Source organism: Xanthomonas sp. 3498 (assembly GCF_014199795.1).
In the GTDB taxonomy this organism is placed as follows: Bacteria; Pseudomonadota; Gammaproteobacteria; order Xanthomonadales; family Xanthomonadaceae; genus Xanthomonas_A; species Xanthomonas_A rydalmerensis.
The window spans coordinates 641,155-666,407 of record NZ_JACHOH010000001.1 but is presented as its reverse complement, the minus strand read 5'-3'; the positions used below and the strand labels follow the sequence as shown (position 1 = coordinate 666,407).

Below are 25,253 nucleotides of genomic sequence, written 5' to 3'. Positions count from 1 at the left end.
GGCGCCCCGGCGCGCAGTGCCGGAAGTCATCGGGGTAGGCGGACGGCGCCGCGGCCGGGCTAGCGCGGCGCATAGGCGCGCAGGAAGAAGTCGATGCTGGCCTCGACATGGGCGCGGATCCGGTCCTGGTCGGCATCGCGGCACAGGCCGCACATCATCAGCGAGTACAGCTCGCCCTTGACCAGGCAGAAGAACTGCGAGGCGGCCAGGTTCAGGTCGGCGATGTCCAGTTCGCCGGCGGCGACGTGGGCCTGCAACAACGTCGCCAGGTCCTGCTGGGTGCGCTTGGGGCCGGCGTTCCAGAACATCTCGCGGACGTGGTCGTCGCCGGTGCCGGGGGTCAGCATCATGCGGTGGGTGGCCATCGCCGCCTCGCTGCTGATCATGGCGAAGAAGGCCAGGCCGATCTCCACCAGCTGCGTGCGCAGCGGCCCTTTCAGCGCGTGCCCGAACAGGTCGTCGGGCAGCAGCGCCTGGCATTGCGCGCGCACCGCCTCGGCGAACAGGGTTTCCTTGTCGCCGTAGTGGCTGTAGACGGTGAGCTTGGAGACGCCGGCGCGGGCGGCGATGCCGTCCATGCTGACGCCGCCGAAGCCCAGTTCGGTGAACATCTCCCGTGCCGCCTCCAGGATCGCGGCGCGTTTGCCCATGTCCTTGGGGCGGCCGGGCCCGGCGGGACGCGAGGAGGATTTGGCGGAGACGGCGGGCGATTTGCTGACCATGGCGGCAATACTAGACCAGTCGGTTCGATATTTATACTAGACCCATGGGTTCATTATTGTGACGGTGCGTCCGGCCGGCGTCGCGCAGGGGCCAGGTGATGCGTGCGCTCGGTGGCCTCGCGCGCCTGGCCTGGACGACTCCAAGCCGTCAGGAAGTCCCTGACATCGGCAGCGAACAGGCGGTGATAGATTAGTCAACTGCCCACAGGGGGTGCCGCGCGCCGTAGCCGGTGTGATTCGGAAAGGGATGGAACAGGGGGATCGGCGTCACGGTAGTCGCGACGGTGCGCATGCGCTGCGTCACCGCGTGGGTGTGATGTTGTGCCTGTTACTGGCGCTGTGTTGCGCCAGCACCGCCACGCGCGCCGCCGAGCCGGCCGCGCCGCTGACCGAGCGCACCGTGCTCGACCGCCCGGTGATCGCGCGCTGGACCATGGAAGAGGGGCTGCCGCACAACCTGGTGCACGCGCTGGCGCAGGACCGCGACGGCATGATCTGGGTCGGCACCTGGGAGGGCGTGGCGCGCTTCGACGGCCGCGCCTTCACCGTGTTCGATCGTCAGAATACTCCCGGCATGGAGCTGTCGGGGGTGTTCGCGCTGCTCGCCGAAGCCGATGGCGGCATGCTGGTCGGCACCGCCTACGACGGCGTGTTCCGCTACGCCGCCGGGCGCTGGGAGCATCTGGGCGATGCGCGCGCGCAGCGGCTGCGGGTCACCACGATGCTGCGCGATGCCGACGGCGGGCTGTGGGTGGGTAGCGAGGACGGCCTGTTCCGGATCGAGGCCGACGGCCGCCTGGTCGACGCCGGCGCCGCCGCGGGGCTGGGCAGGACCCGTATCGCCGCGCTGCTGCGTTACCGCGATGCGGTGTTGGTGGGCACCCCGCAGGGACTGTTCCGGCTGACCGCGCACGCCACGCGGGCGCAGCGTTGGGGCGCGGCGGCGATGCGCACGGCGTCGATCCGGCGCCTGACCCCCGACCGCCATGGCGGCCTGCTGGTGGCCAGCGACGAGGGCGTGTTCTGGCTCGGCGGCAACGGCGGCCTGCAATGGCTGCGGCGCGGCCAGCGCGTCGATGCGGCGCTGCAGGACCAGGACGGCCAGCTGTGGATGAGCCTGTCCAGCGGGCAACTGCTGCGGCGCGACTCCAACGGCGCCAGCGAGGAGGTGCTGTCGATCTCCGGCGTGGTCAGCCCGGCGCTGATCGAGGACCGCGAGGGCCTGGTGTGGGCCGGCAGCACCGACGGCCTGTTCCGTGTCGCCAAGGGCGACGCCGGCGGCCTGACCCGCCAGGACGGACTCGGCAGCGACTATGTGCGCGTGGTCCAGCAGAACGCCGACGGCACGATCTGGATCGGCCATGCCGCCGGCCTGGATCGCTGGCAGGGCGGCCGCATCCGCCCGCTGCGGCTGAGCGAGCGCCCGGGCCGCGATCCGTCGGTGCTGGCGTTGGCTGCGGCCCGCGACGGCGGCATGTGGGTGGGCACCTACGACCAGGGCGTGCTGCTGCTGGCGGCGGATGGCACGATCCGGCAACGCCTGGGCGTGGCTGCGGGCGTGCCGCGGAGCATGGTGCGCGCGCTGCTGGCCGATGCCGACGGCGGCCTGTGGATCGGCGGCAACGAAGGACTGCTGTATCGCAAGGGCGATCGCACGCGGACCTACGGCACCGCCGACGGCCTGCCCGGGCGGCAGGTACAGACGCTGTACCGCGATCACACCGGCGTGTTGTGGATCGGCACCAACCAGGGCATCGCCACGCTCGCGGCCGACGGCACGTTGCAGGCGCGGCCGAGCGGGCATGGCTTTCCGGCGCAGAACGCCTTCGACTTTCTCGAAGATGCCGACGGCACCCTGTGGGTCGCCAGCGACCGCGGCCTGCTGCGGCTGCGCGACGGGCAATGGCGCATCTACGACCACAGCGTCGGCTTGCCGCGCGACAAGCTGTTCCGGCTGCTCGACGACGGCAACGGCAACCTGTGGGCGAACAGTAATCGCGGCGTGCTGCGCATCGCGCGCGCGCGCCTGGCGGAACTGGACGCCGGCCAGCGCAGCACGCTGGCGGTGGACGTGGTCGACCGCAGCGACGGCATGCCCGGCGGCCAGGGCAACGGCAGCAGCGCGCCGGCCGGCTGGCGCAGCCGCGACGGGGTGCTGTTGATCCCCACTTCGGCCGGGCTGGCGCTGATCGATCCGGCGCTGCCGAGCCGGCGCAATGTGCGTGCGCCGCCGCTGGTGATCTCCCGTGTGCAGGTGGATGGTGTGGCGCAGCCGCTGCGCGGCGATTATCGCCTGCCCGGCGGCGTCGCCCGGCTCGCGATCGGCTATGCCGGGCTGAGCTTCCGCTCGCCGGACAAGGTGCGCTACCGCTACCGCCTGCAGGGATTCGATCGGCAGTGGGTCGACGCCGGCAGCAGCGAGGAAGCGGTCTACACCAACCTGCCTTCGGGCAGTTACCGCCTGGACGTGCAGGCGATGAGCAGCCCGCTGGACTGGTCGCGCAGCGAACGCATCGGCAGCGCCTCGCTGCGCCTGCAACTGGTGCCGCCGTTCTGGGAACGCTGGCCGTTCGTGATGCTGGTGGCGCTGTGCGTGACCGGCCTGCTCCTGTGGTGGTACCGCGGCCGCAGCTATCGCTACCGGCGCCGCCAGCGCCGGCTCAACACCATCATCGCCGAGCGCACCCACGAACTGAAGGCGAAGAATCTGGCGTTGAAGCTGGCCAACCTCGAACGCGAGGACCTGGTGCGCAAGCTCGCCTACCAGGCCGGACACGACGCGCTCACCGGCCTGCCCAACCGGCGCACCGGCGATCCCTATCTCAACTCGGCGCTGGAGCGGGCGTTGGCCACGCGCTCGCCGTTGTGCGTGGCGCTGCTGGACATCGACCACTTCAAGAAGATCAACGACGCCTACGGCCACGAGATCGGCGACGAGGTACTGCGCCGGGTCGGCGAGGCACTGCGCGCCAGCCTCGGCGAGCAGGCCTTTGCCGCGCGCCACGGCGGCGAGGAGTTCCTGCTGGTGCTGCCGGGCCTGGATCAGGAACAGGCACGCGCGCGCCTGGACGCGCTGCGCGCGCACCTGGCCGAGCTGGTGCTGCACGACGACGACGGAAGCGCGGTGTGCTTCACCGCCAGCATCGGCTTCGCCTGCCTGTCGCCGACCCTGCGCACCCGCCGCGACCTGCTGGTGCAGGCCGACAAGCGCCTGTACCAGGCCAAGCGCGAGGGGCGCGATCGGGTGATCGGCTAGGTCGCTGCAGCGGCACAGACGCCGCACGTCGTCCGCGCGTTGTGCCGCTGCGGCAACGAGCAGACGCGGCGGTCGGCCATGCGACTGCGCAGACCTGCGTGTGGAGTGAAGGCGCAGGCGCCAAGCAGGCGCGGCGAACAGAGGGGCATTCCGCACCCGCCGCATCGTTGCGGCGGGCAGGAGGTGGTCGGCGCCGGTGCTCCGCCGCGGATCAGCCTTGCAGGTGCTGCAACACCGCCTGGGTAGCGGCCTCGGTGGAGATGCCCTGGCCGGGCGCGGCGAGATCGGCGGTGAACGCCTTTGCGTCGAGTGCGGCATTGACGGCCTGCTCGATCGCCGCCGCTTCGGCTTCCAGGCCCAGCGAGTGACGCAGCAGCAGCGCCGCGCTGAGGATGGTCGCGTAGGGATTGGCGATGCCCTTGCCGGCGATGTCCGGCGCCGAGCCGTGGATGGGCTCGTACAGGCCGATGCGGCCTTCGCCCAGCGAGGCCGACGGCAGCAGCCCCAGCGAGCCGGCCAGCATCGACGCTTCGTCGGTGAGGATGTCGCCGAACATGTTCTCGGTGACGATCACGTCGTACTCGCGCGGCTTGGCCAGCAGGTGCATGGCCATCGAATCGACCAGTTGGTGTTCCAGGCGCACGTCCGGGAATTCCTCGCGGCCGATCCGCGCGGCGACGTCGCGCCACAGCCGCGAGGTCTCCAGCACGTTGGCCTTGTCCACCGAGACGACGTGGTTGCGGCGCTGCTGGGCCAGCCGGAACGCGCTGCGCAGCACCCGCTCGATCTCCGCGACGGTGTAGCGGCACAGGTCGCTGGCGTCGCTGGGGCTGCGGGTCTTGTCGCCGAAATAGATGCCGCCGGTCAGTTCGCGCACCACCACGATGTCCACGCCCTGCAGCAGGTGCGGCTTGATCGGCGATGCGTCCAGCGCCGCCGGATGCGGCTTGACCGGACGCAGGTTGGCGAACAGGCCCAGGCCGCGGCGGATCGCCAGCAGGCCCTGCTCGGGGCGCCCCTTGGCGTTGGGATCGGACCACTTCGGCCCGCCGACCGCGCCCAGCAGCACCGCGTCGGCGCCCTGGCAGGCGGTCAGCGTGGCTGCCGGCAGCGGTTCGCCGTGGCGGTCGATGGCGATGCCGCCGATGTCGTGTTCGTGGAACTGGAAGTCGTGGCCGTGGCGCGCAGCGACGGCGCGCAGCACCGCGACCGCGGCGGCGGCGACTTCCGGACCGATGCCGTCGCCGGGCAGGACGACGATGTCAGCGTGCATGGGTGGCCTCGTAGCGTTCGATGTCGGGTTGACGCAGCAACAGATAGCCCATCTCGTCCACGCCCTCGAGCAGGCAGGTCTGCGAGAACGCATCGAGCGGGAAGGCGTAGACGCGGCCGTCGGGCGTGCGCAGCTCGCGCGCGGCCACGTCCACGGTCAATTCGTCGTCCGGCCGCTGCATCAGCGTCTGCACGTCGTCCTCGGCCAGCACGATCGGCACCAGGCCGTTCTTGAGGCTGTTGTTGCGGAAGATGTCGGCGATCTCGCTGCTGACGATGGCGCGCAGGCCCAGGTCGGTCAGCGCCCACGGCGCGTGCTCGCGCGAGGAGCCGCAGCCGAAGTTGCGCCCGGCCAGCAGGATCTGGCGGCCGGCGTTGTGCGCCTGGTTGAAGGCGAACTCCGGGTTCGGCGTGCCGTCGGCCTGCCAGCGCCAGTCGTTGAAGGCGTGGCGGCCGAGGCCGGCGCGTTCGGTGGTGGACAGGAACCGCGCCGGGATGATCTGGTCGGTGTCGATGTTGGTCTGGCGCAGCACCACGCTGCGCGAGGTGAGGGTGGCGAAGCCGGCCATCACGGGGTCTCCTGGGAAGCGACGGAGTCGGGGGCGGGCGCCGCCGCGGCGTCGGCCGCCGGCGGCAGTGCCGCGGGGGGCGCGTGCGGCGGCAGCAGCGGCTTGTGGCGGTGCGCGAAGGCGCGGGTGGTGGCGGCGATGAAGGTCAGGGTGGCGGCGAACGCGCCGATGTGCGAGGTCATGCCGCGCTCTCCACCGCGCCGGCGAACAGCGCGCGCGGATCGCTGACCTGGCCGTTCACTGCGGCCCAGGCTGCGGTCAGCGGCGAGGCGAGCAGGGTGCGCGAGCCCGGGCCCTGGCGGCCCTCGAAGTTGCGGTTGCTGGTGCTCACCGCCAGTTGCCCCGGTGCCACCAGGTCGCCATTCATGGCGATGCACATCGAGCAGCCGGACTCGCGCCATTCCGCACCGGCCGCGCGCACCACTTCATGGATGCCCTCGGCCTCGGCCTGGCGCTTGACGATCTCCGAGCCCGGCACCACCAGCATGCGCACGTGCGGCGCCACCTTGCGGCCGCGCAGCACCTGCGCCACGGCGCGCATGTCGCTGAGCCGGCCGTTGGTGCAGGAACCGACGAACACCACGTCCACCGGCGTGCCGATCAGCGCGTGCCCGGCTTCCAGGTGCATGTAGTTCAGGCCCTTCTGCGCCGCCGGATCCTGCGCGGCCGGGATCGGCACGTCCACCGCGATCGCGGTGCCGGGGTGGGTGCCCCAGGTCAGGGTCGGGCGGATGTCGCGCGCGTCGATGCGCACCTCGGCGTCGAAGCGCGCGTCGGGATCGCTGCGCAGCTGCGACCAGCGCTGCACGGCGGCGTCGAAGTCGGCCCCCTTGGGCCCGCGCGGGGTCTTGGCGACCCAGTCGAAGGTGACCTGGTCCGGCGCGACCATGCCGGCGCGCGCGCCGGCCTCGATCGACATGTTGCACAGGGTCATGCGCTGTTCCATGTCCATCGCTTCGATGGTCGAACCGCGGTACTCCAGCACGTGACCGGTGCCGCCGTTGACCCCGATCACGCCGATGATGTGCAGGATCACGTCCTTGGCGCCGACGCCCGGCGCCAGCGGCCCGTCGACGGTGATCGCCATGGTCCTGGCCTTGCGCTGCAGCAGGCACTGCGTGGCCAGCACGTGGCCGACCTCGCTGGTGCCGATGCCGAACGCCAGCGCGCCGAACGCGCCATGCGTGGAGGTGTGGCTGTCGCCGCAGACGATGGTCATGCCGGGCTGGGTGAAGCCCTGCTCCGGCGCGATCACGTGGACGATGCCGCGGTTGTCCGAGCCCATGTCGAACAGTTCGATGCCGTAGTCGGCGCAGTTGCGCGCGAGCATGTCCACCTGCGCCTCGGAGGCCGGGGTGTAGTACGGCAGCTTGCCGTCGGCGCCGCGCGGCAGGGTCGGCGTGGAGTGGTCCATCGTCGCCTTGGTGCGGTCCGGCCGGCGCGGTTTCAGGCCGCGCGCCTTGAGCTCGGTGAACGCCTGCGGCGAGGTCACTTCGTGGATCAGGTGCAGGTCGATGTACAGCACCGCCGGGGCGGCGGCGCTTTCGGGGACGACGACGTGCGCGTCCCACAGCTTGTCGTACAGGGTGCGGGGAGTGGCGGACATTGCGGAACTACCTGGCAGGAAAGCTGGGCGGGGAAGGGGAGCGAAGGCGAGCGTGCACGACGACGATGACCGCGGCGTGGCGGCTCAGGCCAGTGCGTCGGCGGCGCCGACCGGCGCGCCCTGGCGCTGGCGCAGCACGCGGTTGGCCACGTCCAGCCAGGCCAGCGCGCTGGCCTCGATGATGTCGCGGCTGGTGCCGGTGCCGTCGTATTCGATGTCGCCGTGGCGCACGCTGAGATTGGCCTCGCCGCGCGCGTCGGCGCCGATGCCGACGCTGTGCACCTGGTAGCTGTCCAGCACCAGTTGCACGCCGGTGGCGGCCGACAGCGCGGCGAACAGCGCGTCCACCGGGCCGTCGCCCTCGGCGCGCTCGCTGACCCGCTGGCCGTCCGGATCGGACAGTTCGACCTGCGCGCTGGCGCGCTGGCCGCGATCGCTGACGGTCATCGACGACAGCCGGTAGCCCTGGCTCTCCGGTGCGTCCTGCATCATCGCCTGCAGGTCGGCGTCGTTGACCACGCGCTGCTGTTCGCACAGCGCCTTGAAGGCGTCGAAGGCGATGTTCAGTTCGGCCTCGTCCAGCACGTAGCCCAGCGCGCGCAGGCGCTGCTCGACCGCGGCGCGGCCGCTGTGGCGGCCCAGCACCATCTGCGAGGACTCCCAGCCCACGTCTTCCGGGCGCATGATCTCGTAGGTGCCGCGGTGACGCAGCATGCCGTGCTGGTGGATGCCCGATTCGTGGGCGAAGGCGTTGCCGCCGACGATCGCCTTGTTGCGCTGTACCGGCATGCCGACCAGGCGCTGCAGCAACTGCGAGGTGGCGACGATGCGCGGCGTGTTGATCGCGGTGTCCAGTTCGTAGAACGCGTTGCGCACCTTCAGTGCCATGGCGATCTCTTCCAGCGCGCAGTTGCCGGCGCGCTCGCCGACGCCGTTGATGGTGCATTCCACCTGCCGTGCGCCGCCTTCCACCGCGGCCAGCGAGTTGGCCACGGCCAGGCCCAGGTCGTTGTGGCAGTGCGCGCTGAACACCACCCGGTCGGCGCCGGGGACGCTGGCGATGATCCGAGAGAACATGCCGCGGATCTCTTCCGGGGTGGTGAAGCCGACCGTGTCGGGCAGGTTGATGGTGGTGGCGCCGGCAGCGATCGCCACGCTGGCGACCTCGGCCAGGAAATCCTCCTCGGTGCGGGTGGCGTCCTCGGCCGAGAACTCCACGTCGTCCACGTACTGGCGCGCCAGCGACACGTGCTTGCGCACGGACTCCAGCACCTGCTCGCGGCTCATCCGCAGCTTGTGCTCGCGGTGCAGCGGGCTGGTCGACAGGAACACGTGCAGGCGCGGATTGGCCGCCGCTTCCAGCGCCCGGGCCGAGGTCTCGATGTCGGCGGTCAGGCAACGCGACAGCACCGCCAGGGTCGGCGTGCGCAGCTCGCGGCCGATCAATGCCATCGCCTCGCGGTCGGACTGCGAGCTGGCCGGGAAGCCGGTCTCGATGATGTCCACGCCCAGCTCGGCCAGGGCGCGCGCCATCACCAGCTTCTGCGGCGGGGTCATGCTGCAGCCGGGGGATTGCTCGCCGTCGCGCAGGGTGGTGTCGAAAATGCGGATGCGGGGGGTCTGGGAAGAAACGGAAGTGTTCACCAGATGGGTTCCTCTACGGCGGCGGTGGCTTGCGGATGGGGATGCGTGGGCGAGATGGTGCGGGCAGGAGCGGGTGGGGCGGGACGTTGGCTGCGAAGTCGCTCGGCGCTGCGGCGGCGCGGCTTGCGCGGCGGGCGCGGGCGCACCTCCGACAGCAGCGTCGCCAGCACGCCGGCGTCGATGTTGCCGCCGGACACCACCGCGCACTTGCGCTTGCCGGCGACGCGGCGCCCGGCCGCCAGGGCCAGCGCGCCGGCGCCCTCGGCGATGACGTGCTCCTCCAGCGCCAGGCGGACCAGCGTTTCGCGCAGTTCCGCCTCGCGCACGATCACCACGTCGTCGAGCAGGCTGGCGCACAGCCGGCGGGTGATGAACCCGGGGATTTTAACCTTGACGCCGTCGGCCAGGGTGGGCACCGGATCCACGGCGCGGACGTCGCCGCGGATCGCCCGCGCCATCGAATCCACGCCCTCGACCTGGGCGCCGACCACGCGCACGCCCTGCGAGCGCAGCGCCAGGGCCACGCCGGAGGCCAGGCCGCCGCCGCCGATCGGCACGATCACCACGTCCGGGGCGTGCGCGGCCAGCTCGATGCCGACGGTGCCCTGGCCGGCGATCACGTCCGGGTCGTCGAAGGCGGACAGGAAGCGGTAGCCGTTCTGCTCGGCCAGGTCTCGGGCGAAGGCGAAGGCCTCGTCGTAGCTGTTGCCGTGCTGGCGCACGGTGGCGCCCCAGTGGGCGACGCCGGCGATCTTGGTCTGCGGCGCGCCGTGCGGCATCACCGTGATCGCCTGCACGCCCAGGCGGTGCGCGGCCCAGGCCACGCCCTGCGCATGGTTGCCGGCGGAGGCGCAGATCACCGCCCGCTCGTCGCCGCGTTCCAGCCCGGCCAGCAGCGCGTTGAGCGCGCCGCGGACCTTGTAGGAGCCGGTGCGCTGCAGGTTTTCCAGCTTCAGCCAGACGCCGAAGCGCTCGGCGTAATGCACCGGCGTCGGCGAGAGATAGCGGCGCAGCCGCGCCTGCGCGGCCAGGACGTCGGCTACGCTGACGGCGACGTGGCCTACATCCGGCTCCTGCGGGGCAGCGGGGCGGCCGGCATCAGACATGGTGGAGCCGGGAGTGGGGATTGGGGAGTCGGGATTCGTGGCGGGAATCCGGTGGGCTGACGCGAAGAAGCGACCTCCGTGGAAGAAGATGCCTCCGCATGGCGGTACGGCGCTGGCGCGGCAGGGCTGCCGCGCACGCCGGGACGTTGGGGGGCGCGCCCAATCCCGACTCCCCAATCCCGAATCCCGGCGCCATCACGCTACGCCATCCAGCGCGGTCACGCGCACCGATTCGCAGTCGTAGACCTTTTCCATCTGCAGGCGCAGGGTCTCGCCGGGACGGTTGCCGTCCACGACCATTTGCAGGTGCCAGCGGCCGGCGTCCTCGGCCACCGGCGCGCCGCTGATCGAGATCGGCGCGAAACCGCGGCGTTCGGCCATGCCGATCGCGCGCAGCAGTGCGCCGTCGATCGGTTTCAGCACCAGGTCAAGCTGGTAACGCATGTGTCGTCTCCTGGCGCTGGGCAGCGGGATTGCTTTCCAGCATGGTGCTGTTGGCGGTGTTCGGCGGCACCAGCGGCCACACGTTGGCGCGGGCGTCGATGGCCACGTGCAGCAGCGCCGGGCCCGGCTGCGCCAGCAGTTCCGCCAGCGCGTCCTCGACCTGGCCGCGCGCGGTGATGCGCTTGGCCGGGATGCCGAACACCTGCGCCAGCGCGGCGAAATCCGGGTTGTCGGACAGGTCGATCTCGCTGTAGCGCTCGGCGAAGAACAGTTCCTGCCACTGCCTCACCATGCCCAGCGAACTGTTGTCCAGCAGCACGATCTTCACCGGCAGCTTGCAGCGGGCGATGGTCACCAGCTCCTGCACGTTCATCATGAAGCTGCCGTCGCCGCTGACCAGCACCACCGTGCGGTCCGGGCAGGCGAACTGCGCGCCCATCGCCGCCGGCAGGCCGAAGCCCATGGTGCCCAGCGCGCCGCTGGTCAGGTGGTTGCGCGGGTGGTTGAAGCGGCAGTGCTGGGCGACCCACATCTGGTGCTGGCCGACGTCGCAGGCGATCACCGTGTCGGCCGGGGCCAGTTCGCTCAGCCGCTTCAGCAGGCCGGGTGCGTAGATGTCCTGCCCGGGCGCGTCGTAGCGCGCGCCGAACTTCTCGCGATGGCCGACGCAGCGCGCGTGCCAGGCCTCGCAGGTGCTGGTCGCCGCGGCCAGCGCGCGCAGCGCCTGCGCCACGTCGCCGGGCACGGCGATGTCGGCCTGGCGCAGCTTGGAGATCTCGCAGGCGTCGGCGTCCAGGTGGATGACCCGCGCGAACGGTGCGAACTCGGCCAGCTTGCCGGTGGCGCGGTCGTCGAAGCGGGCGCCGACCACGATCAGCAGGTCCGACTCCTGCACCGCCATGTTGGCGGCGCGGGTGCCGTGCATGCCGAGCATGCCCAGGTAATGCGGATGTGCATGCGGCAGTGCGCCCAGGCCGCGCAGGGTCAGCACGGTGGGGATGCGGGTGGCCTCGACGAAGTGGCGGAACGCGTCCACCGCATCGCCCAGGGCGATGCCGCCGCCGCCGTAGATCACCGGCTTCTCGGCGCCGGCGATCGCCGCCAGCGCCTCGGCCAGCACCGCGTCCTGCGGCGCCGGCGGGGTCGGCACCGCGGCCGGCACGTGCGCGGGCAGATGCGAGGCATCGGCCAGCTGCACGTCCTTGGGCAGGTCGATCAGCACCGGGCCCGGACGGCCTTCGCGGGCGATGCGGAACGCGTCGCGCAGCACCTGCGGCAGGTCGTCCACGTGCCGCACCAGGAAGCTGTGCTTGACGATCGGCAGGGTCAGCCCGAACACGTCCAGTTCCTGGAACGCGTCGGTGCCCAACAGCGGCGTGGCGACCTGCCCGGTCAGGCAGATCATCGGCACCGAGTCGAGCATCGCATCGGCGATGCCGGTGACCAGGTTGGACGCGCCCGGGCCGGACGTGGCGACGCACACTCCGACCCGTCCGCTGGCGCGGGCGTAGCCGTTGGCGGCCAGCGCCGCGCCCTGCTCGTGGCGGACCAGGATGTGCTTGAGCTGGCTGTCTACCAGCGCGTCGTAGAACGGCATGATGGTGCCGCCCGGATAGCCGAACAGCGTGTCCACGCCTTCGGCTTCCAGGGCCTGCGTCAGCCAGCGCGCGCCGTTGCGGGGCGTGCCGTGAGCGGAGGTGTTCATACGGTGGCGACCTTTCGGTGGAAGCGGGTGGGGGAGCCGCGGATTACGCGGCCTTGGTGCCGCCGGCGGCCGGCGCGGCAGCGGCGTCGCCGTTGAGCCACACCATCTTGGCGCGCAGCTGCTTGCCGACCGTTTCGATGGGGTGGTCCAGGTCGGCCTGCTTGAACTTCTTGTAGTTCGGCAGGCCGGCTTCGTATTCGGCCACCCAGTTCTTGGTGAAGGTGCCGTTCTGGATGTCGGTCAGCACGTCGCGCATGCGCTCCTTGGTCGCCGCGTCGATCACCCGCGGGCCGCTGACGTAGTCGCCGTACTGCGCGGTCTCGGAGACGAACTCGAGCATGCGGGTGATGCCGCCTTCGTAGAACAGGTCGACGATCAGCTTCAGTTCGTGCAGCACTTCGTAGTAGGCGATTTCCGGCTGGTAGCCGGCTTCCACCAGCACTTCGAAGCCGGCCTGCACCAGCGACGAGGCGCCGCCGCACAGCACGGCCTGCTCGCCGAACAGGTCGGTCTCGGTCTCTTCCTTGAAGGTGGTCTTGATCAGGTTGGCGCGCGCGCCGCCCAGGCCGGCGGCGTACTCCAGCGCGAACTGCTCGGCCTTGCCGCTCTTGTCCTGGTACACCGCCCAGATGCACGGCACGCCACGGCCGATCTCGTATTCACGACGCACCAGCGCGCCCGGGCCCTTCGGCGCGACCAGCACCACGTCCAGGTCGGCGCGCGGCTTGATCATGTCGAAGTGCACGTTCAGGCCGTGCGCGAACAGCAGGCACGCGCCCTGCTTCATGTTCGGCGCCAGTACCTCCTCGTACAGCTTCTTCTGCACCATGTCCGGGGTCAGCACCGCGACCAGGTCGGCGTCCTTGACCGCCTCGGCTGGACTCTTCACCACGAAGCCGTCGGCCTGCGCCTTGGCTTCGGTCGGGCCACCGGCACGCAGGCCGACGGTGACGTCGAAGCCGGACTCGCGCAGGTTCAGCGCGTGCGCGCGGCCCTGGCTGCCGTAACCGACGATGGCGATCTTGGTGGTGGGCTGGGCGGAACTGGTCATGGGGCGGATGTCCTTGAACGGTGTTGGAGTGGAGGGGGTTCTTGCATTTGCGGGTCACTGAAACGAAAAACCCCGCGCCGTTGCCGGTGCGGGGTCTGATCGAATCCTGGCTGCTTGTCGCTTACACGCCGGTTCGTCCCGCACTTGTGGGCGAGGTAATAAGCACGAGTACGAGGAGCGACGCGGCAGCGTCCGCGCGCAACGCGGCGGGCTGGCAGGTCGACTTCGGGCGGGTGTGGCGCTGCAACATGCAGCGAGATAACCATGGGCTTTGCGCGACTGTCAACTGTGTTGCGGGCCTGCACCGGCGAATATGCCGAAAGCCGCGCCAGCGCTGCATGGTTACGCATGAAACGGAGGCGGCGCAGGCGGCGAATATCGCCAATTGCGCGGAAATCCGGCCTCTGCCGATGACGCGATGTGCACGCGTGCGCGGCGGCATTGGCCGCACTCGGGTACGGTGGGCCTCCCCTGTTCCCCGGAGAGTCGCGCATGTCCGTTTCGCTTCCTTCCCTGGCGCGCCTGGCGCTCGCGCTGGCGCTGGCGACGTCGGTGCCGGCGCAGGCCGCCGACCGCATCACCGGCCAGCCGTTCGCGACCCGCTCGGAAGTGATCGCCCCGCACGCCATGGCCGCCACCTCGCAGCCGCTGGCCACGCAGATCGCGCTGGAGACGATGCGCGACGGCGGCTCGGCGGTGGACGCGGCGATCGCCGCCAACGCCGCGCTGGGACTGATGGAGCCGACCGGCAACGGCGTCGGCGGCGACCTGTTCGCCATCGTCTGGGATCCGAAGACGCACAAGCTCTACGGCTACAACGGCTCCGGGCGCTCGCCGAAGGCGCTGACCCTGGCCGAATTCCAGCGCCGCGGACTCAAGGAGATCCCGGCCACCGGCCCGCTGCCGGTGTCGGTGCCCGGTGCGGTCGATGGCTGGTTCGCGCTGCACGAGCGTTTCGGCCGCAGGACCATGGCGCAGAACCTGGCACCGGCGATTCGCTACGCCCGCGACGGCCATCCGGTGGCCGAGACCATCGCCTACTACTGGGACCGCTCGGTGCCGCGGCTGTCGCAGTACCCCGGCTTCAAGGAGCAGTTCACCATCGACGGCCACGCCCCCCGCAAGGGCGAGCTGTGGAAGAACCCGAACTTGGCCAACACCCTGCAGCAGATCGCCGACGGCGGCCGCGACGCGTTCTACAAGGGGCCGATCGCGCGCACCATCGATGCCTACTTCAAGGCCAACGGCGGCTTCCTGCGCTACGAGGACCTGGCCAGCCACCACGGCGAATGGGTCGAGCCGGTGTCCACCAACTACCGCGGCTACGACGTGTGGGAACTGCCGCCCAACAGTCAGGGCATCGCCGCGCTGCAGATGCTCAACATCCTGGAAGGCTACGATTTTTCCAAGATTCCGTTCGGCTCGGCCGAGCACGTGCACCTGTTCACCGAGGCCAAGAAGCTGGCCTTCGCCGACCGCGCGCGGTTCTATGCCGACCCGGCGTTCCAGCCGGCGCCGCTGGCGCGGCTGATCTCCAAGGACTACGCCGCACAGCGGCGCGCGCTGATCTCGATGGACCGCGCGCTCAAGGAAGTGCAGCCGGGCACGCCGAAGCAACTGGAGGAGGGCGACACCATCTACCTGACCGTGGCCGATGCCGACGGCATGATGGTGTCGCTGATCCAGTCCAACTACCGCGGCATGGGCAGCGGCATGGCGCCGCCGGGGCTGGGCTTCATCCTGCAGGACCGCGGCGAGATGTTCGTGCTGCAGAAGGACCACCCCAATGGCTACGCACCGGGCAAGCGGCCGTTCCAGACCATCATTCCCGCGTTCGTGACCAAGGACGGCAAGCCGTGGCTGAGCTTCGGGGTGATGGGCGGGGCGATGCAGCCGCAGGGCCATGTGCAGATCCTGATGAATCTGATCGATTTCCACATGAACCTGCAGGAGGCCGGCGACGCGCCGCGGATCCAGCACGACGGCTCCACCGAGCCGACCGGGCAGGCCACGGCGATGCGCGACGGCGGCGAGCTGAACCTGGAAACCGGCTTTGCCTACGACACCATCCGCGAACTGATGCGCAAGGGCCACCGGGTGATCTTCGCCGACGGCCCCTACGGCGGTTACCAGGCGATCGCGCGCGACCCGGACAGCGGCGTGTACTACGGCGCCTCGGAAAGCCGCAAGGACGGGCAGGCCGCCGGCTACTGAGGCCGGCTGGCCCGCCGCCGCAGGCGGCGCACTGCTGCGGCCGCCCGTGGTGGCTGGATCAGCGCGGCTTCGGCGCGTTCGCCGCCTCATCGCCGGTGGCGTCCTGCGCCGCCTGTTCGCGCGCGATCCAGGCCTCGATCATGTGCCGCGCGCGTTGCGCCTGGCGGCGTTGGCGGTTGGACTCGGCATCGAGCACGCGGTACAGCGACACGATCACCAACACCATCAGCAGCGCGAACGGCAGCGCGGCGATGGTGATCACGCCCTGCAGCGCGTCCAGGCCACCGGCCAGCAACAGCACCGCCGCGATCAGTGCCACCGCCACGCCCCACACCAGCTTGCGTGACAGCGGCGGGTCGCCGGCTTCGTCGGTGGACATGCTGGCCAGCACCAGCACCGCCGAATCGGCGGAGCTGACGAAGAAGATCATCAGCAACAGCAGCGCCACGCTCGACAGCAGCAGCGATCCGGGCAGGCTGTCGAACAGGGTGAACAGCACCGTTTCGTAGCCGTTGTGCAGTGCCTGCAGCATGTCGACGTGGCCGAACAGCTGCGACCACAGCGCGGTGCCGCCGAATACCGAGAACCACAGGAAACCAAGCAGGGTCGGCGCCAGCACCACGCCGACCACGAATTCGCGCACGCTGCGACCGCGCGAGACGCGGGCGATGAACGCGCCGACGAACGGCGCCCAGGCGATCCACCATGCCCAGTAGAAGATGGTCCAGTCGGCGACCCAACGGTCGCCGGAGAACGGCGACATGCGCAGGCTCATCGTCACCAGCTGGTTGAGGTAGGTGCCCAGCGTGGTGGTGAAGGTATCGAAGATGAAGCCGGTGGGGCCGAGCACCAGCACCGTCGCCAGCAACAGCGCCGCCAGCGCCAGGTTGATGTTGGACAGCCACTTGATGCCGCGTTCCACGCCGGTGCTGGTGGAGATCATGTACAGCACGAAGGCCACGCAGATCACCGTCATCTGCAATGGCAGTCCCGCGTGCACGCCGAACACGCGCTGTATGCCGGCGGCGATCTGGATGGTGCCGAAACCCAGCGTCGTCGCCACGCCGACCGCAGTGGCGACCACTGCGGCGATGTTCACGCTCTGCCCGATCCAGCCGCGATGATGGCGGCCGATGACCGGCTGCAGGATGTCGCTGATCAGGCCGCGACCATTGCGGTTGTACTGGAACCAGGCCATCGCCAGGCCGATCAGCGCATACACCGCCCACGGGTGCAGGCCCCAGTGGAAGAAGGCGTAGCGCATCGAGGCGCGGGCCGCCTGCATGCTTTCCGGCGCCAGCCCTTCCGGCGGCTTGAGGAAGTGCGAGATCGGCTCGGCCGCGCCCCAGAACACCAGGCCGATGCCCATGCCCGCGGCGAACAGCATCGACAGCCAACTGGCGCGGGAGAAGTCCGGTTCGGCGTCTTCGCCACCGATGCGCAGGTTGCCGAAGCGGCCGAACGCCAGGTACAGCAGGAAGGTCAGGGTGAGGAACACGATCAGCAGGTACAGCCAGCCGGCGCTGCGGATCACGTCCGTCAGCGCCGTCTGCACCACCGCATTGAAGGGGCCGGGGGCGACGCCGGCGATCAGGACCAGCAGCGCCACCAGGGCGATGGAAATGCGGAACACCATGGGGGGAGCGTCTCCAGTCGTGGATCAGAGGGGGCACCGGCTGTCGCGGTACGCATCCAGGGCAAGCGGGCAGGGAGGACGGCGCATCAGGCCGGCACCGGGCGTGCTGCGAATGTGGCCCGCGGCGTGGGTGCCAGCTCAACGCGAGGTGGCATCACGCCGGCCCCCAGACGCCCGATGTGGGGTCGGGTTGCGCCTTGCAATGGTCTGCATCTTCGCGAAGGCGGCGTCACGGCCGCGTCGTGATCGTGTCTGCCAGACACCCCGCCGGGATGGATGGCGATTCCGGTTGCGTTGGCCGCAACTGCGAGTGCAGGGTGGGAGCCGATACCATGGGTGCAGCACCGAGGGAGACGACGATGGCCTTGTTCTCACGCAGTCCGGAAGCCGATGCCGCGCCCGCTGCCGGCTTGCCCGATGCCCCGATCGCCTTGTTGCGGCTGGAGCAGGATGGCCGCGTCAGCGCCGCCAACCGCGCCGCCCTGGATTTGCTGGGGGTGACGGCGCAGAGCCTGCTCGGCGCCGCCAGCGAGGCGGTCTGGGGTCTGCCGCTGACCGCCCTGGTCGACGCCGAGGGCAGTTGGCAGGCGCCCGGTGCCGATCCCTCGCGCCGCGTGCGCTACCAGCGCGACCGCGATCGCGGCGGCCAGGGCTGGCTGCTGTCGCTGCCGCATCCGGAAACCGCGGCGCTGCTGCGCGATGTGGCGCTGCTGAGTGCCGGCCAGGCGCAGGGCGCCATCAGTCCAGCGCTGCAGGCGCTGGCGCAACGGGTCCACGAGGGCACGGCCGCGCAGGCGCTGTTGGATCGGGTCGGCGAGCGGCTGACCGGCTGCGATCTGGATCTGGGATTGCATACGCCGCTGTCGGTGGAGGACACCGAAGCGATGCCGGGGCGACGCCTGTCGGCTGGGTTCGGCAACCTGGCTGAGGCGATCCGCCAGGCGGTAGCGCTGTCGCTGCAGATCGCCGCCGACGTGCCGCACGTGGTCGCCGAGAACGATGAACTGGCGCGGCAGTCGCAGACCCAGCTGGAAGCGCTGCAGACGGTGCTCGCCACCACCCGGCAACTGTTGCAGGGCCTGCACGAGATGGATCGCGACCTGCGCGCGGTGATCGCGGTGGCGGCCAGCGCCGACGACAGCGCCCGCCAGGGCGTGGAGGCGGCGCGCACGCTCGGCCAGGCGATGCAGGAGGTGGCGCGACGTTCGGCGCGCGCCAACCAGGTCATCGAGGTGATCGATGCGGTCGCGTTCCAGACCAATATCCTCTCGATCAACGCCAGCATCGAGGCGGTACACGCCGGCCCGGCCGGGCGCGGCTTCGCGGTGGTCGCCACCGAAATCCGGCAGCTGGCCGAACGCGCCGCCACCGCGGCGCGCGACGTGCGCGGTATCATCGGCGAGACCGGTGCGGCCCTGCAGGACAGCGCGGCCTCGGCGCAGCGCACCGAACAGGTATTGGGCGGCATCGGCGAACTGCTCGGCCGCGCCAGCGCGGCGATGGACGCGGTGGCTGGCCGCATCGCCACCCAGAGCGGGGAGATCGGCGGCATCGACCGCGCCGTCGAGCACGTGGTCGGGCTCAGCCGCAGTAATCTTGAGCACGCCGCGCGCGTGGTGCAACGCAGCGCCGACCTGGCGGCCGGCAGCGACACCCTGCACGACTGCGTGAACCTGTTCCGCTTGCCCGCCGATCCGATGCGGCAGCCGCGGCATGCGCGGGTGCGCGATCTGGCCAAGGCAGCCGCGACCAGCATCGGCCTGGCGTTCGAGGCCGCGCTCGCGCGCGGGCGCATTGCCGAGGACGCGCTGTTCGCCACCGACTACGTCCCGATCCCGGGCATCGACCCGCCCAAGTACCGCACCGCCTTCGACGCGTTGTGCGACGAGCTGTTGCCGCCGCTGCAGGAGCCGCTGCTGGCCGCGCATCCGTGGATCGTGTTCGCGATCTGCGCGAACGTCGACGGCTACGTGCCGACCCACAACCTGCGCTTCAGCCAGCCGCTGAGCGGCGACCGCGCACGCGATCTGGTCGGCAACCGCACCAAGCGTATCTTCAGCGACCGGGTCGGCCGCAATGTCGGCCGTCACACCGAACCGTACCTGCTGCAGGTGTACCGACGCGATACCGGGCAGATCCTGTTCGACCTGTCGGTGCCCGTGCAGGTGCGCGGACGCCACTGGGGCGGCTTGCGCGTGGCCTACGTGCTCGAGTGAGCGAGCGCGGCACGCGGGCAAAAAAATGCCGTCGACAGTGCCGACGGCGATGAGGGAGAGAGCTCTGATTCTTGTGCGTCCAGGCTAGGCCGGTCACGTGGTCGCGGTGTGTCGCCGGCGGCGCGGCGTGTGGCGGCGTCGCCACATGCGCACGGCGGCTGTGCCGGCGTTCAGCCGCGTCGGTTGGCGGCCAGCGGCGGAAACGGGTCTAATAGCCGCAGAAGCGGGGGTACCGTTGGCGCAGGCTGCGGTTGAGACAGTCCCTTCGAACCTGATCCGGTTGATACCGGCGTAGGGAAGCTTCGCAAGTCCGCCGCGGGCGCCTGTGCGTCCGTGGCGGGCCCGCGCCGCCGCTTCGTCCGAGATGCGAGTCCGCTCGCACCCGTCCCGCCTTTGCCGCGGGTCACTTGAACCAGGACGAACGCCGATGAACGCCGTACCCAATCCGCTGCAGCAGCAGACCGATACCTTGTCCGCGGCGGTGACCCGCCCGATCCCCGGCTCGCGCAAGATCTTCGTGCAGGGCGCGCGCGCCGACCTGCAGGTGCCGATGCGCGAGATCGCGCTGACCCGCACGCCCACCGTGTTCGGCGGCGAGGAGAACGCGCCGATCACCGTCTACGACACCTCCGGGCCGTACACCGATCCGCAGGCACGCATCGATCTCGGTGCCGGCCTGGCGCCGCTGCGCGCCGCCTGGATCGCCGAACGCGGCGACAGCGTGGCGCTGGCCGGGCTCAGTTCGCAGTTCGGCCGTTCGCGCGAGGACGACGCACGCCTGCAGGCGGTGCGCTTTCCGGCGCGGCGCCTGCCGCGGCGTGCCCGCGATGGCGCCAACGTCACCCAGATGCATTACGCGCGGCGTGGCATCGTCACGCCGGAGATGGAGTTCGTGGCGATCCGCGAGAACCAGCGGCTGCAGGAGCTGCGCGATGCGCAACTGCGCGCGCAGCATCCCGGCGAGGCCTTCGGCGCCGCGATTCCGTCCGTGATCACGCCGGAGTTCGTGCGCGACGAGATTGCCCGCGGCCGCGCCATCCTGCCGTGCAACATCAACCATCCCGAAAGCGAGCCAATGATCATCGGCCGCAACTTCCTCACCAAGATCAATGCCAACATCGGCAACAGCGCGGTCAGCTCCGGCATCGCCGAGGAAGTGGAGAAGCTGGTGTGGGCGATCCGCTGGGGCGGGGACACGGTGATGGACCTGTCCACCGGCAAGCACATCCACGAGACCCGCGAGTGGATCGTGCGCAACTCGCCGGTACCGATCGGCACCGTGCCGATCTACCAGGCGCTGGAGAAGGTGGACGGTCGCGCCGAGGAGCTGACCTGGGAGATCTTCCGCGACACCCTGATCGAGCAGGCCGAACAGGGCGTGGACTACTTCACCATCCATGCCGGCGTGCTGCTGCGCTACGTGCCGCTGACCGCCAAGCGCGTCACCGGCATCGTCTCGCGCGGCGGTTCGATTCTGGCCAAGTGGTGCCTGGCGCACCATCGCGAGAACTTCCTCTACACCCACTTCGAGGACATCTGCGAGATCATGAAGGCCTACGACGTGGCCTTCTCGTTGGGCGACGGGCTGCGCCCGGGCTGCATCGCCGACGCCAACGACGCCGCCCAGTTCGGCGAACTGGAGACGCTGGGCGAGTTGACCAGGATCGCCTGGAAGCACGACGTGCAGACCATGATCGAAGGTCCCGGTCACGTGCCGATGCACCTGATCAAGGAGAACATGGACAAGCAGTTGCGCGAGTGCGGGGAGGCGCCGTTCTACACGCTGGGGCCGCTGACCACCGACATCGCGCCGGGCTACGACCACATCACCTCGGCGATCGGCGCGGCGATGATCGGCTGGTTCGGCACCGCGATGCTGTGCTACGTCACGCCGAAGGAGCATCTGGGCCTGCCCAACCGCGCCGACGTGCGCGACGGCATCATGGCCTACAAGATCGCTGCGCACGCCGCGGATCTGGCCAAGGGCCACCCCGGCGCGCAGGTGCGCGACAACGCCCTGTCCAAGGCGCGCTTCGAGTTCCGTTGGGACGACCAGTTCCATCTGGGCCTGGATCCGGAGAAGGCGCGCGAGTTCCACGACGAGACCCTGCCCAAGGATGCGCACAAGCTGGCGCACTTCTGTTCCATGTGCGGACCGCATTTCTGTTCGATGAAGATCACCCAGGACGTGCGCGACTACGCCGCCGAGCATGGGGTCGATGCGGAAACGGCCTTGCAGGCCGGCATGGAGGAAAAGTCGGCGCAGTTCCTGGCGGCCGGCGCGCAGGTGTACCGCGCCGAGTGAGCGGATGGCGGTCGGCGCGCAGGGCGCCGACCGCCACTGCCGACGTGGAGTTAGCAGCGCGCGCGCTTGTGCGGTGCGATGCGGCACCTGCCGCCAAGGCGAACGCGACGCAGGTGCTGCCGGCGTGCGAGGCCATCACGACGGCGCCATGCGCACGCACGTCTATGATGCGCGTTGGGTCGCCACAGGGAATGTCTCATGCTGCGCTATGCGTTCGCGCTGCGTCGCCATCCGTCCGCGCTGTTGCTTGCGGTGCAACTGCTGGGCGTGCTGCTGTATCCCTGGATGGAGGACACCGCGGCCGGACGTGCGCTGTTCGGTGCCTTCGGCATCGTGGTACTGGCGCTGGCGCTGTGGGTGGTCAACCGCGGACCCTCGGCGCTATGGATCGCCTGTTGCCTGGCGCTGCCGTCGGTGGCGTTGTCGATCGCCGCTGCCCTGCTCGGCAATCCGGCGATGACCGCCTGGGCGCAACTGCTGGAAAGCCTGCTGTACTTCTATACCGCCGCCAGCCTGATCGCCTACATGCTGCAGGACCACGTGGTCACCCGCGACGAACTCTACGCGGCCGGCGCCACCTTCACGTTGCTGGCCTGGGCCTTCGCGTTCGTGTTCGCGGTGTGCCAGCAATGGCTGCCGGGCAGCTTCACCGCGGCCGTGGACCCGACCTCGCCGCGGACCTGGATGGAATTGCTGTACCTGAGCTTCAGCGTGCTCTCGGGCGTGGGCCTGAGCGACGTGGTGCCGGTGCAGCCGTTCGCGCGCGCGCTGGTGATGATCGAACAGTTCGCCGGCGTGATGTACATCGCCTTGGTGGTGTCGCGGCTGATTGGGCTCAGCGTGACGCGCAACATGAAAGTGTGAGGCGCTCTCAAAAAAAAGCGCGCCAGAAGACGCGCAATCATGAAGCGATTATGTGAGTTTCGTCGGCGGAGAGAGGGCCTGAATGCGTCGTCGCGGTTGGCGGCGGCGACGACTAGAGTAGAATCAGGTGACATGCAGCGCTTGGCGGCATCCGCTGCCTCGCTTTGCCGAGTTTGCTCGTTGGCTCCTGCTGCGGGGCCACACGCGGTTGCGTCGCCGCCGCATCTGCGACACTTCCGTCACGGCGTTTTCTTCGTTGTCCAACATGTCTTTTTCATCGTCCGCCACACCGACGCTTCCGCAGCGGATGCAGGTTGGCGAGTGCCTGGTACTGCTGTCCTTGCGGGAAGTGCACGCGCCGCGCGCGCGCCGGCCGCAACGGCTCACGCCCAAGGCGATGGGCGTGCTGCGGGTGTTGCTGGCGCAACCGGGCCAAGTGGTGGAACGCGAGGCATTGCTGGCGCAGGTCTGGCCGGACACGCAGCCGACCAACGACGTGGTGACCCAAGCCATCACCCAGTTGCGCAAGGCCTTTGCGGCCGGCGTGCGCGGCGAGGCGCCGGTGTACATCGAGACCCTGGCCAAGACCGGCTACCGCCTGGTGGCGCCGGTGCAGGCCTTGCCCGATGTCGAGGCCGAGGCGGGCGCGGCGTCGGCCTCATCCGTCGAAACGGACGCGGCAGCGGAGACGACCGCCATCGTCGCCCCGGCCGGCGTCACGGCGGCGCGGCGGCGTCCGCCGTCGTGGCTGGCCGCTGCCGCCGGTGCGGCCGCCATGCTGGTCCTGGCGCTGGCCTGCTGGTGGTGGTTCGCGCGCGATCCGGCCGCGCCCGCCGACAGCGCCGAACAGGAGCGTGTGCTGGGCAGCCCCAAGCGGCCTTATCGGCTGATCACCGCGCTGTCCGGGTTCAAGCTGGAGCCGGCGCTGTCTCCGGACGGCGCGCAGGTGGCCTATGCCGCACGCACCACCGGCAGCGACGGCACGCAATTGTTGGTGCAGCCGACCAGCGGTGCCGCCGGCAGTACCGCCCCGCGCTCGCTGGGTGTCCCCGCCCGAGGCGAGTCCGACCGCCTGCCGGCCTGGTCGCCGGACGGCACGCGCATCGCGTTCGTCCGGCTCGGTGCGGAGCGGCAGTGCCGGATCATGCTGGTGCAGGTGGATGGGCACGCGCCCGCGCGCGAGGTCGCGCGCTGCGACGACAGCGAATTGCTCAGCTTCGACTGGACGCCGGACGGCCGTGGCCTGGTGTTCGGCAGCATGAGCGGGCGACTGGCGGCGCGTGGCATCCGCGTGCTGGATCTGGGCAGCGGGCGCTGGACGGCGTTGGACTATCCGGTCGCCGTCGGCGATTTCGATTACGCACCGCGCTATTCGCCGGACGGCAAATGGATCGCCTTCGTGCGCAATCCGCAGATGGGCGGGCTGTGGCGGGTGCCGGCCGCCGGCGGCACCGCCGAGCCGCTGACCCATGAATTCGCCGAGATCCGCGGCTGGGACTGGGCGCGCGACGGGCAGGGCATCGTGTTCGGGCGCCGGGTCGATGGCGAGACCCGGCTGTACCGGCTGGACACCCAGACCCGGCGCCTGCGCGACCTCGGCCTGAGCGACGCGCAGGCGCCGCGGCTGGCCCGCGATGGCGGCAGCCTGGCGTTCGTGCACCGGCGTCCCCAATTCGCCGTGTACCGCATCCCTGCTGGCGCGGCGGACGCGCCGCGCGAGCGCCAGCGGCTGTTCGCGTCCACCGGCCGCGATGGGCAGCCGAGCATCGCCCCCGACGGGCGCCAGCTCGCCTTTACCTCCGATCGCGACGGCAGCTATGCGCTGTGGTGGGGCGACGTGACCCAGCCGGCCTCGCTGCGGCTGATCGAGGGCGTGCGGCCGGAGACCCGGCAACCGCTGGCGTGGTCGGCCGACAGCCAGGCGCTGCTGGTCAGCGGCCGCGACGCGCAGGGCGGTTCGGCGATCTATGAGGTGCGGCCGCAGTCCGGCAGTGTGGCAGCGTTGCCGGTGCCGGCCGGCGAGCCGTTGCAGGCGCTGTACACCGCCGATCCCGGGCAGTTGCTGGTGCTGCTGGGCGAGAACGGGCGTACCCGCCTGCAGTTGTACGACCGGCGCGCGGTGCCGTGGCGGCCCTTGGCGACCTTGCCGGACGTATCCCAGGTCCGCACCGATCCGGCCAATGGGCAGATCCTGTTCACCCGGCTCGCGCGCAGCGGCCTGTGGCGCGCCGACGCCAGCCTGGACCTGGCCAGCGTGCGGGCCGTGGATGCCAGCCTGCCGTCGTTGTGGCGCTACCGCAGCTGGGCGCTGGGCCCCGATGGCGCGGTGCATTACCTGTTCCAGACCGGCGAATGCGCCAGCCGGATGGCGCGGATCGACGGCGACCCTGACGTCAGCGTGTGCCTGGACCGCGATCATTTCAGCGCGATCAACGGTTTCAGCATCGACCCGCGCAGTGGCGACGCCTATGTGGCACTGGCGGTCGAGGACGGCAGTGAAATCGGTTTCATCCGCATGCACGAGCAGCCGGAATGGTTCTCGACGATCTCGCACAACTGGTTGATCAAAAAAGAGAAATAGGTTTCGTAAGTTGTTCGTAAGAGCATCGTGGCGATTTCGGACAAATATCGCCGAGCCTTCCT

17 protein-coding genes and 1 riboswitch are annotated in these 25,253 nt (G+C 70.2%); of the genes, 6 read left to right on the top strand and 11 right to left on the bottom strand.

Features of this window, described 5'->3' with window-relative positions; translation table 11 throughout:
- Positions 1 to 59: 59 nt before the first annotated feature.
- Positions 60 to 722: a TetR/AcrR family transcriptional regulator gene (locus tag GGR66_RS02685; protein WP_184447110.1), complete on the bottom strand. Its 663-nt coding sequence runs from the start codon at positions 720 to 722 to the stop codon at positions 60 to 62.
- 316 nt (positions 723 to 1,038) lie between these two features.
- Between GGR66_RS02685 and GGR66_RS02680 the strand changes: the two genes are divergently transcribed.
- On the top strand, positions 1,039 to 3,978 hold the full coding sequence (locus GGR66_RS02680) for a ligand-binding sensor domain-containing diguanylate cyclase (RefSeq protein WP_255421555.1): 2,940 nt from the start codon (positions 1,039 to 1,041) through the stop codon (positions 3,976 to 3,978).
- Positions 3,979 to 4,189: 211 nt separating this feature from the next.
- On the opposite strand, the gene leuB is transcribed toward GGR66_RS02680, so the two are convergent.
- From leuB to ilvC, 9 genes are all read right to left on the bottom strand, one after another.
- Positions 4,190 to 5,251 carry a 3-isopropylmalate dehydrogenase gene (gene leuB, locus GGR66_RS02675; protein ID WP_184447108.1) on the bottom strand — a complete coding sequence of 354 codons (1,062 nt, stop codon included), beginning with the start codon at positions 5,249 to 5,251 and terminating at the stop codon, positions 4,190 to 4,192.
- Complete coding sequence (gene leuD / locus GGR66_RS02670; RefSeq protein WP_184447107.1) at positions 5,241 to 5,819, bottom strand: 3-isopropylmalate dehydratase small subunit; 579 nt, start codon at positions 5,817 to 5,819, stop codon at positions 5,241 to 5,243. The genes leuB and leuD overlap by 11 nt, the downstream gene beginning before the upstream one ends.
- Complete coding sequence (locus GGR66_RS02665; protein WP_167088034.1) at positions 5,819 to 6,001, bottom strand: hypothetical protein; 183 nt, start codon at positions 5,999 to 6,001, stop codon at positions 5,819 to 5,821. The genes leuD and GGR66_RS02665 overlap by 1 nt, the downstream gene beginning before the upstream one ends.
- A complete protein-coding gene (gene leuC / locus GGR66_RS02660) occupies positions 5,998 to 7,425 on the bottom strand; it encodes a 3-isopropylmalate dehydratase large subunit (protein WP_184447106.1) in 1,428 nt (475 codons plus the stop codon). Before leuC ends, GGR66_RS02665 begins: the two co-directional genes overlap by 4 nt.
- Positions 7,426 to 7,509: 84 nt before the next feature.
- Positions 7,510 to 9,069: a 2-isopropylmalate synthase gene (locus GGR66_RS02655; protein WP_160965284.1), complete on the bottom strand. Its 1,560-nt coding sequence runs from the start codon at positions 9,067 to 9,069 to the stop codon at positions 7,510 to 7,512.
- Positions 9,066 to 10,175, bottom strand: a complete 1,110-nt coding sequence (locus GGR66_RS02650; protein ID WP_160965286.1) for a threonine dehydratase — start codon at positions 10,173 to 10,175, stop codon at positions 9,066 to 9,068. Before GGR66_RS02650 ends, GGR66_RS02655 begins: the two co-directional genes overlap by 4 nt.
- Positions 10,176 to 10,370: 195 nt before the next feature.
- Positions 10,371 to 10,619 carry an ACT domain-containing protein gene (locus tag GGR66_RS02645; RefSeq protein WP_184447105.1) on the bottom strand — a complete coding sequence of 83 codons (249 nt, stop codon included), beginning with the start codon at positions 10,617 to 10,619 and terminating at the stop codon, positions 10,371 to 10,373.
- Positions 10,603 to 12,324, bottom strand: coding sequence for an acetolactate synthase 2 catalytic subunit (ilvG, locus tag GGR66_RS02640; RefSeq protein WP_184447104.1), 1,722 nt, complete (start codon positions 12,322 to 12,324; stop codon positions 10,603 to 10,605). The genes GGR66_RS02645 and ilvG overlap by 17 nt, the downstream gene beginning before the upstream one ends.
- A gap of 43 nt (positions 12,325 to 12,367) precedes the next feature.
- On the bottom strand, positions 12,368 to 13,375 hold the full coding sequence (gene ilvC / locus GGR66_RS02635) for a ketol-acid reductoisomerase (RefSeq protein ID WP_184447103.1): 1,008 nt from the start codon (positions 13,373 to 13,375) through the stop codon (positions 12,368 to 12,370).
- 492 nt (positions 13,376 to 13,867) lie between these two features.
- On the opposite strand from ilvC, the gene ggt reads away from it, so the two are divergent.
- Positions 13,868 to 15,589 (top strand): gamma-glutamyltransferase, encoded by a 1,722-nt coding sequence (gene ggt / locus GGR66_RS02630; RefSeq protein WP_160965292.1) that lies wholly within the window; start codon positions 13,868 to 13,870, stop codon positions 15,587 to 15,589.
- A gap of 58 nt (positions 15,590 to 15,647) precedes the next feature.
- On the opposite strand, the gene GGR66_RS02625 is transcribed toward ggt, so the two are convergent.
- A complete protein-coding gene (locus tag GGR66_RS02625) occupies positions 15,648 to 17,225 on the bottom strand; it encodes a BCCT family transporter (RefSeq protein ID WP_184447102.1) in 1,578 nt (525 codons plus the stop codon).
- 359 nt (positions 17,226 to 17,584) lie between these two features.
- Between GGR66_RS02625 and GGR66_RS02620 the strand changes: the two genes are divergently transcribed.
- The 4 genes from GGR66_RS02620 to GGR66_RS02605 all read left to right on the top strand — a co-directional run bounded on the left by GGR66_RS02620 (position 17,585) and on the right by GGR66_RS02605 (position 25,191).
- A complete protein-coding gene (locus GGR66_RS02620) occupies positions 17,585 to 19,441 on the top strand; it encodes a methyl-accepting chemotaxis protein (RefSeq protein ID WP_160965296.1) in 1,857 nt (618 codons plus the stop codon).
- A 215-nt stretch (positions 19,442 to 19,656) separates the two neighbouring features.
- A riboswitch (TPP riboswitch) is annotated at positions 19,657 to 19,757 on the top strand.
- Between the two features lie 111 nt (positions 19,758 to 19,868).
- Positions 19,869 to 21,746 (top strand): phosphomethylpyrimidine synthase ThiC, encoded by a 1,878-nt coding sequence (thiC, locus tag GGR66_RS02615; RefSeq protein ID WP_184447101.1) that lies wholly within the window; start codon positions 19,869 to 19,871, stop codon positions 21,744 to 21,746.
- A gap of 198 nt (positions 21,747 to 21,944) precedes the next feature.
- Positions 21,945 to 22,610, top strand: a complete 666-nt coding sequence (locus tag GGR66_RS02610) for a two pore domain potassium channel family protein (protein WP_184447100.1) — start codon at positions 21,945 to 21,947, stop codon at positions 22,608 to 22,610.
- 265 nt (positions 22,611 to 22,875) lie between these two features.
- Complete coding sequence (locus GGR66_RS02605; RefSeq protein WP_184447099.1) at positions 22,876 to 25,191, top strand: winged helix-turn-helix domain-containing protein; 2,316 nt, start codon at positions 22,876 to 22,878, stop codon at positions 25,189 to 25,191.
- The last annotated feature ends 62 nt before the right edge of the window (positions 25,192 to 25,253 follow it).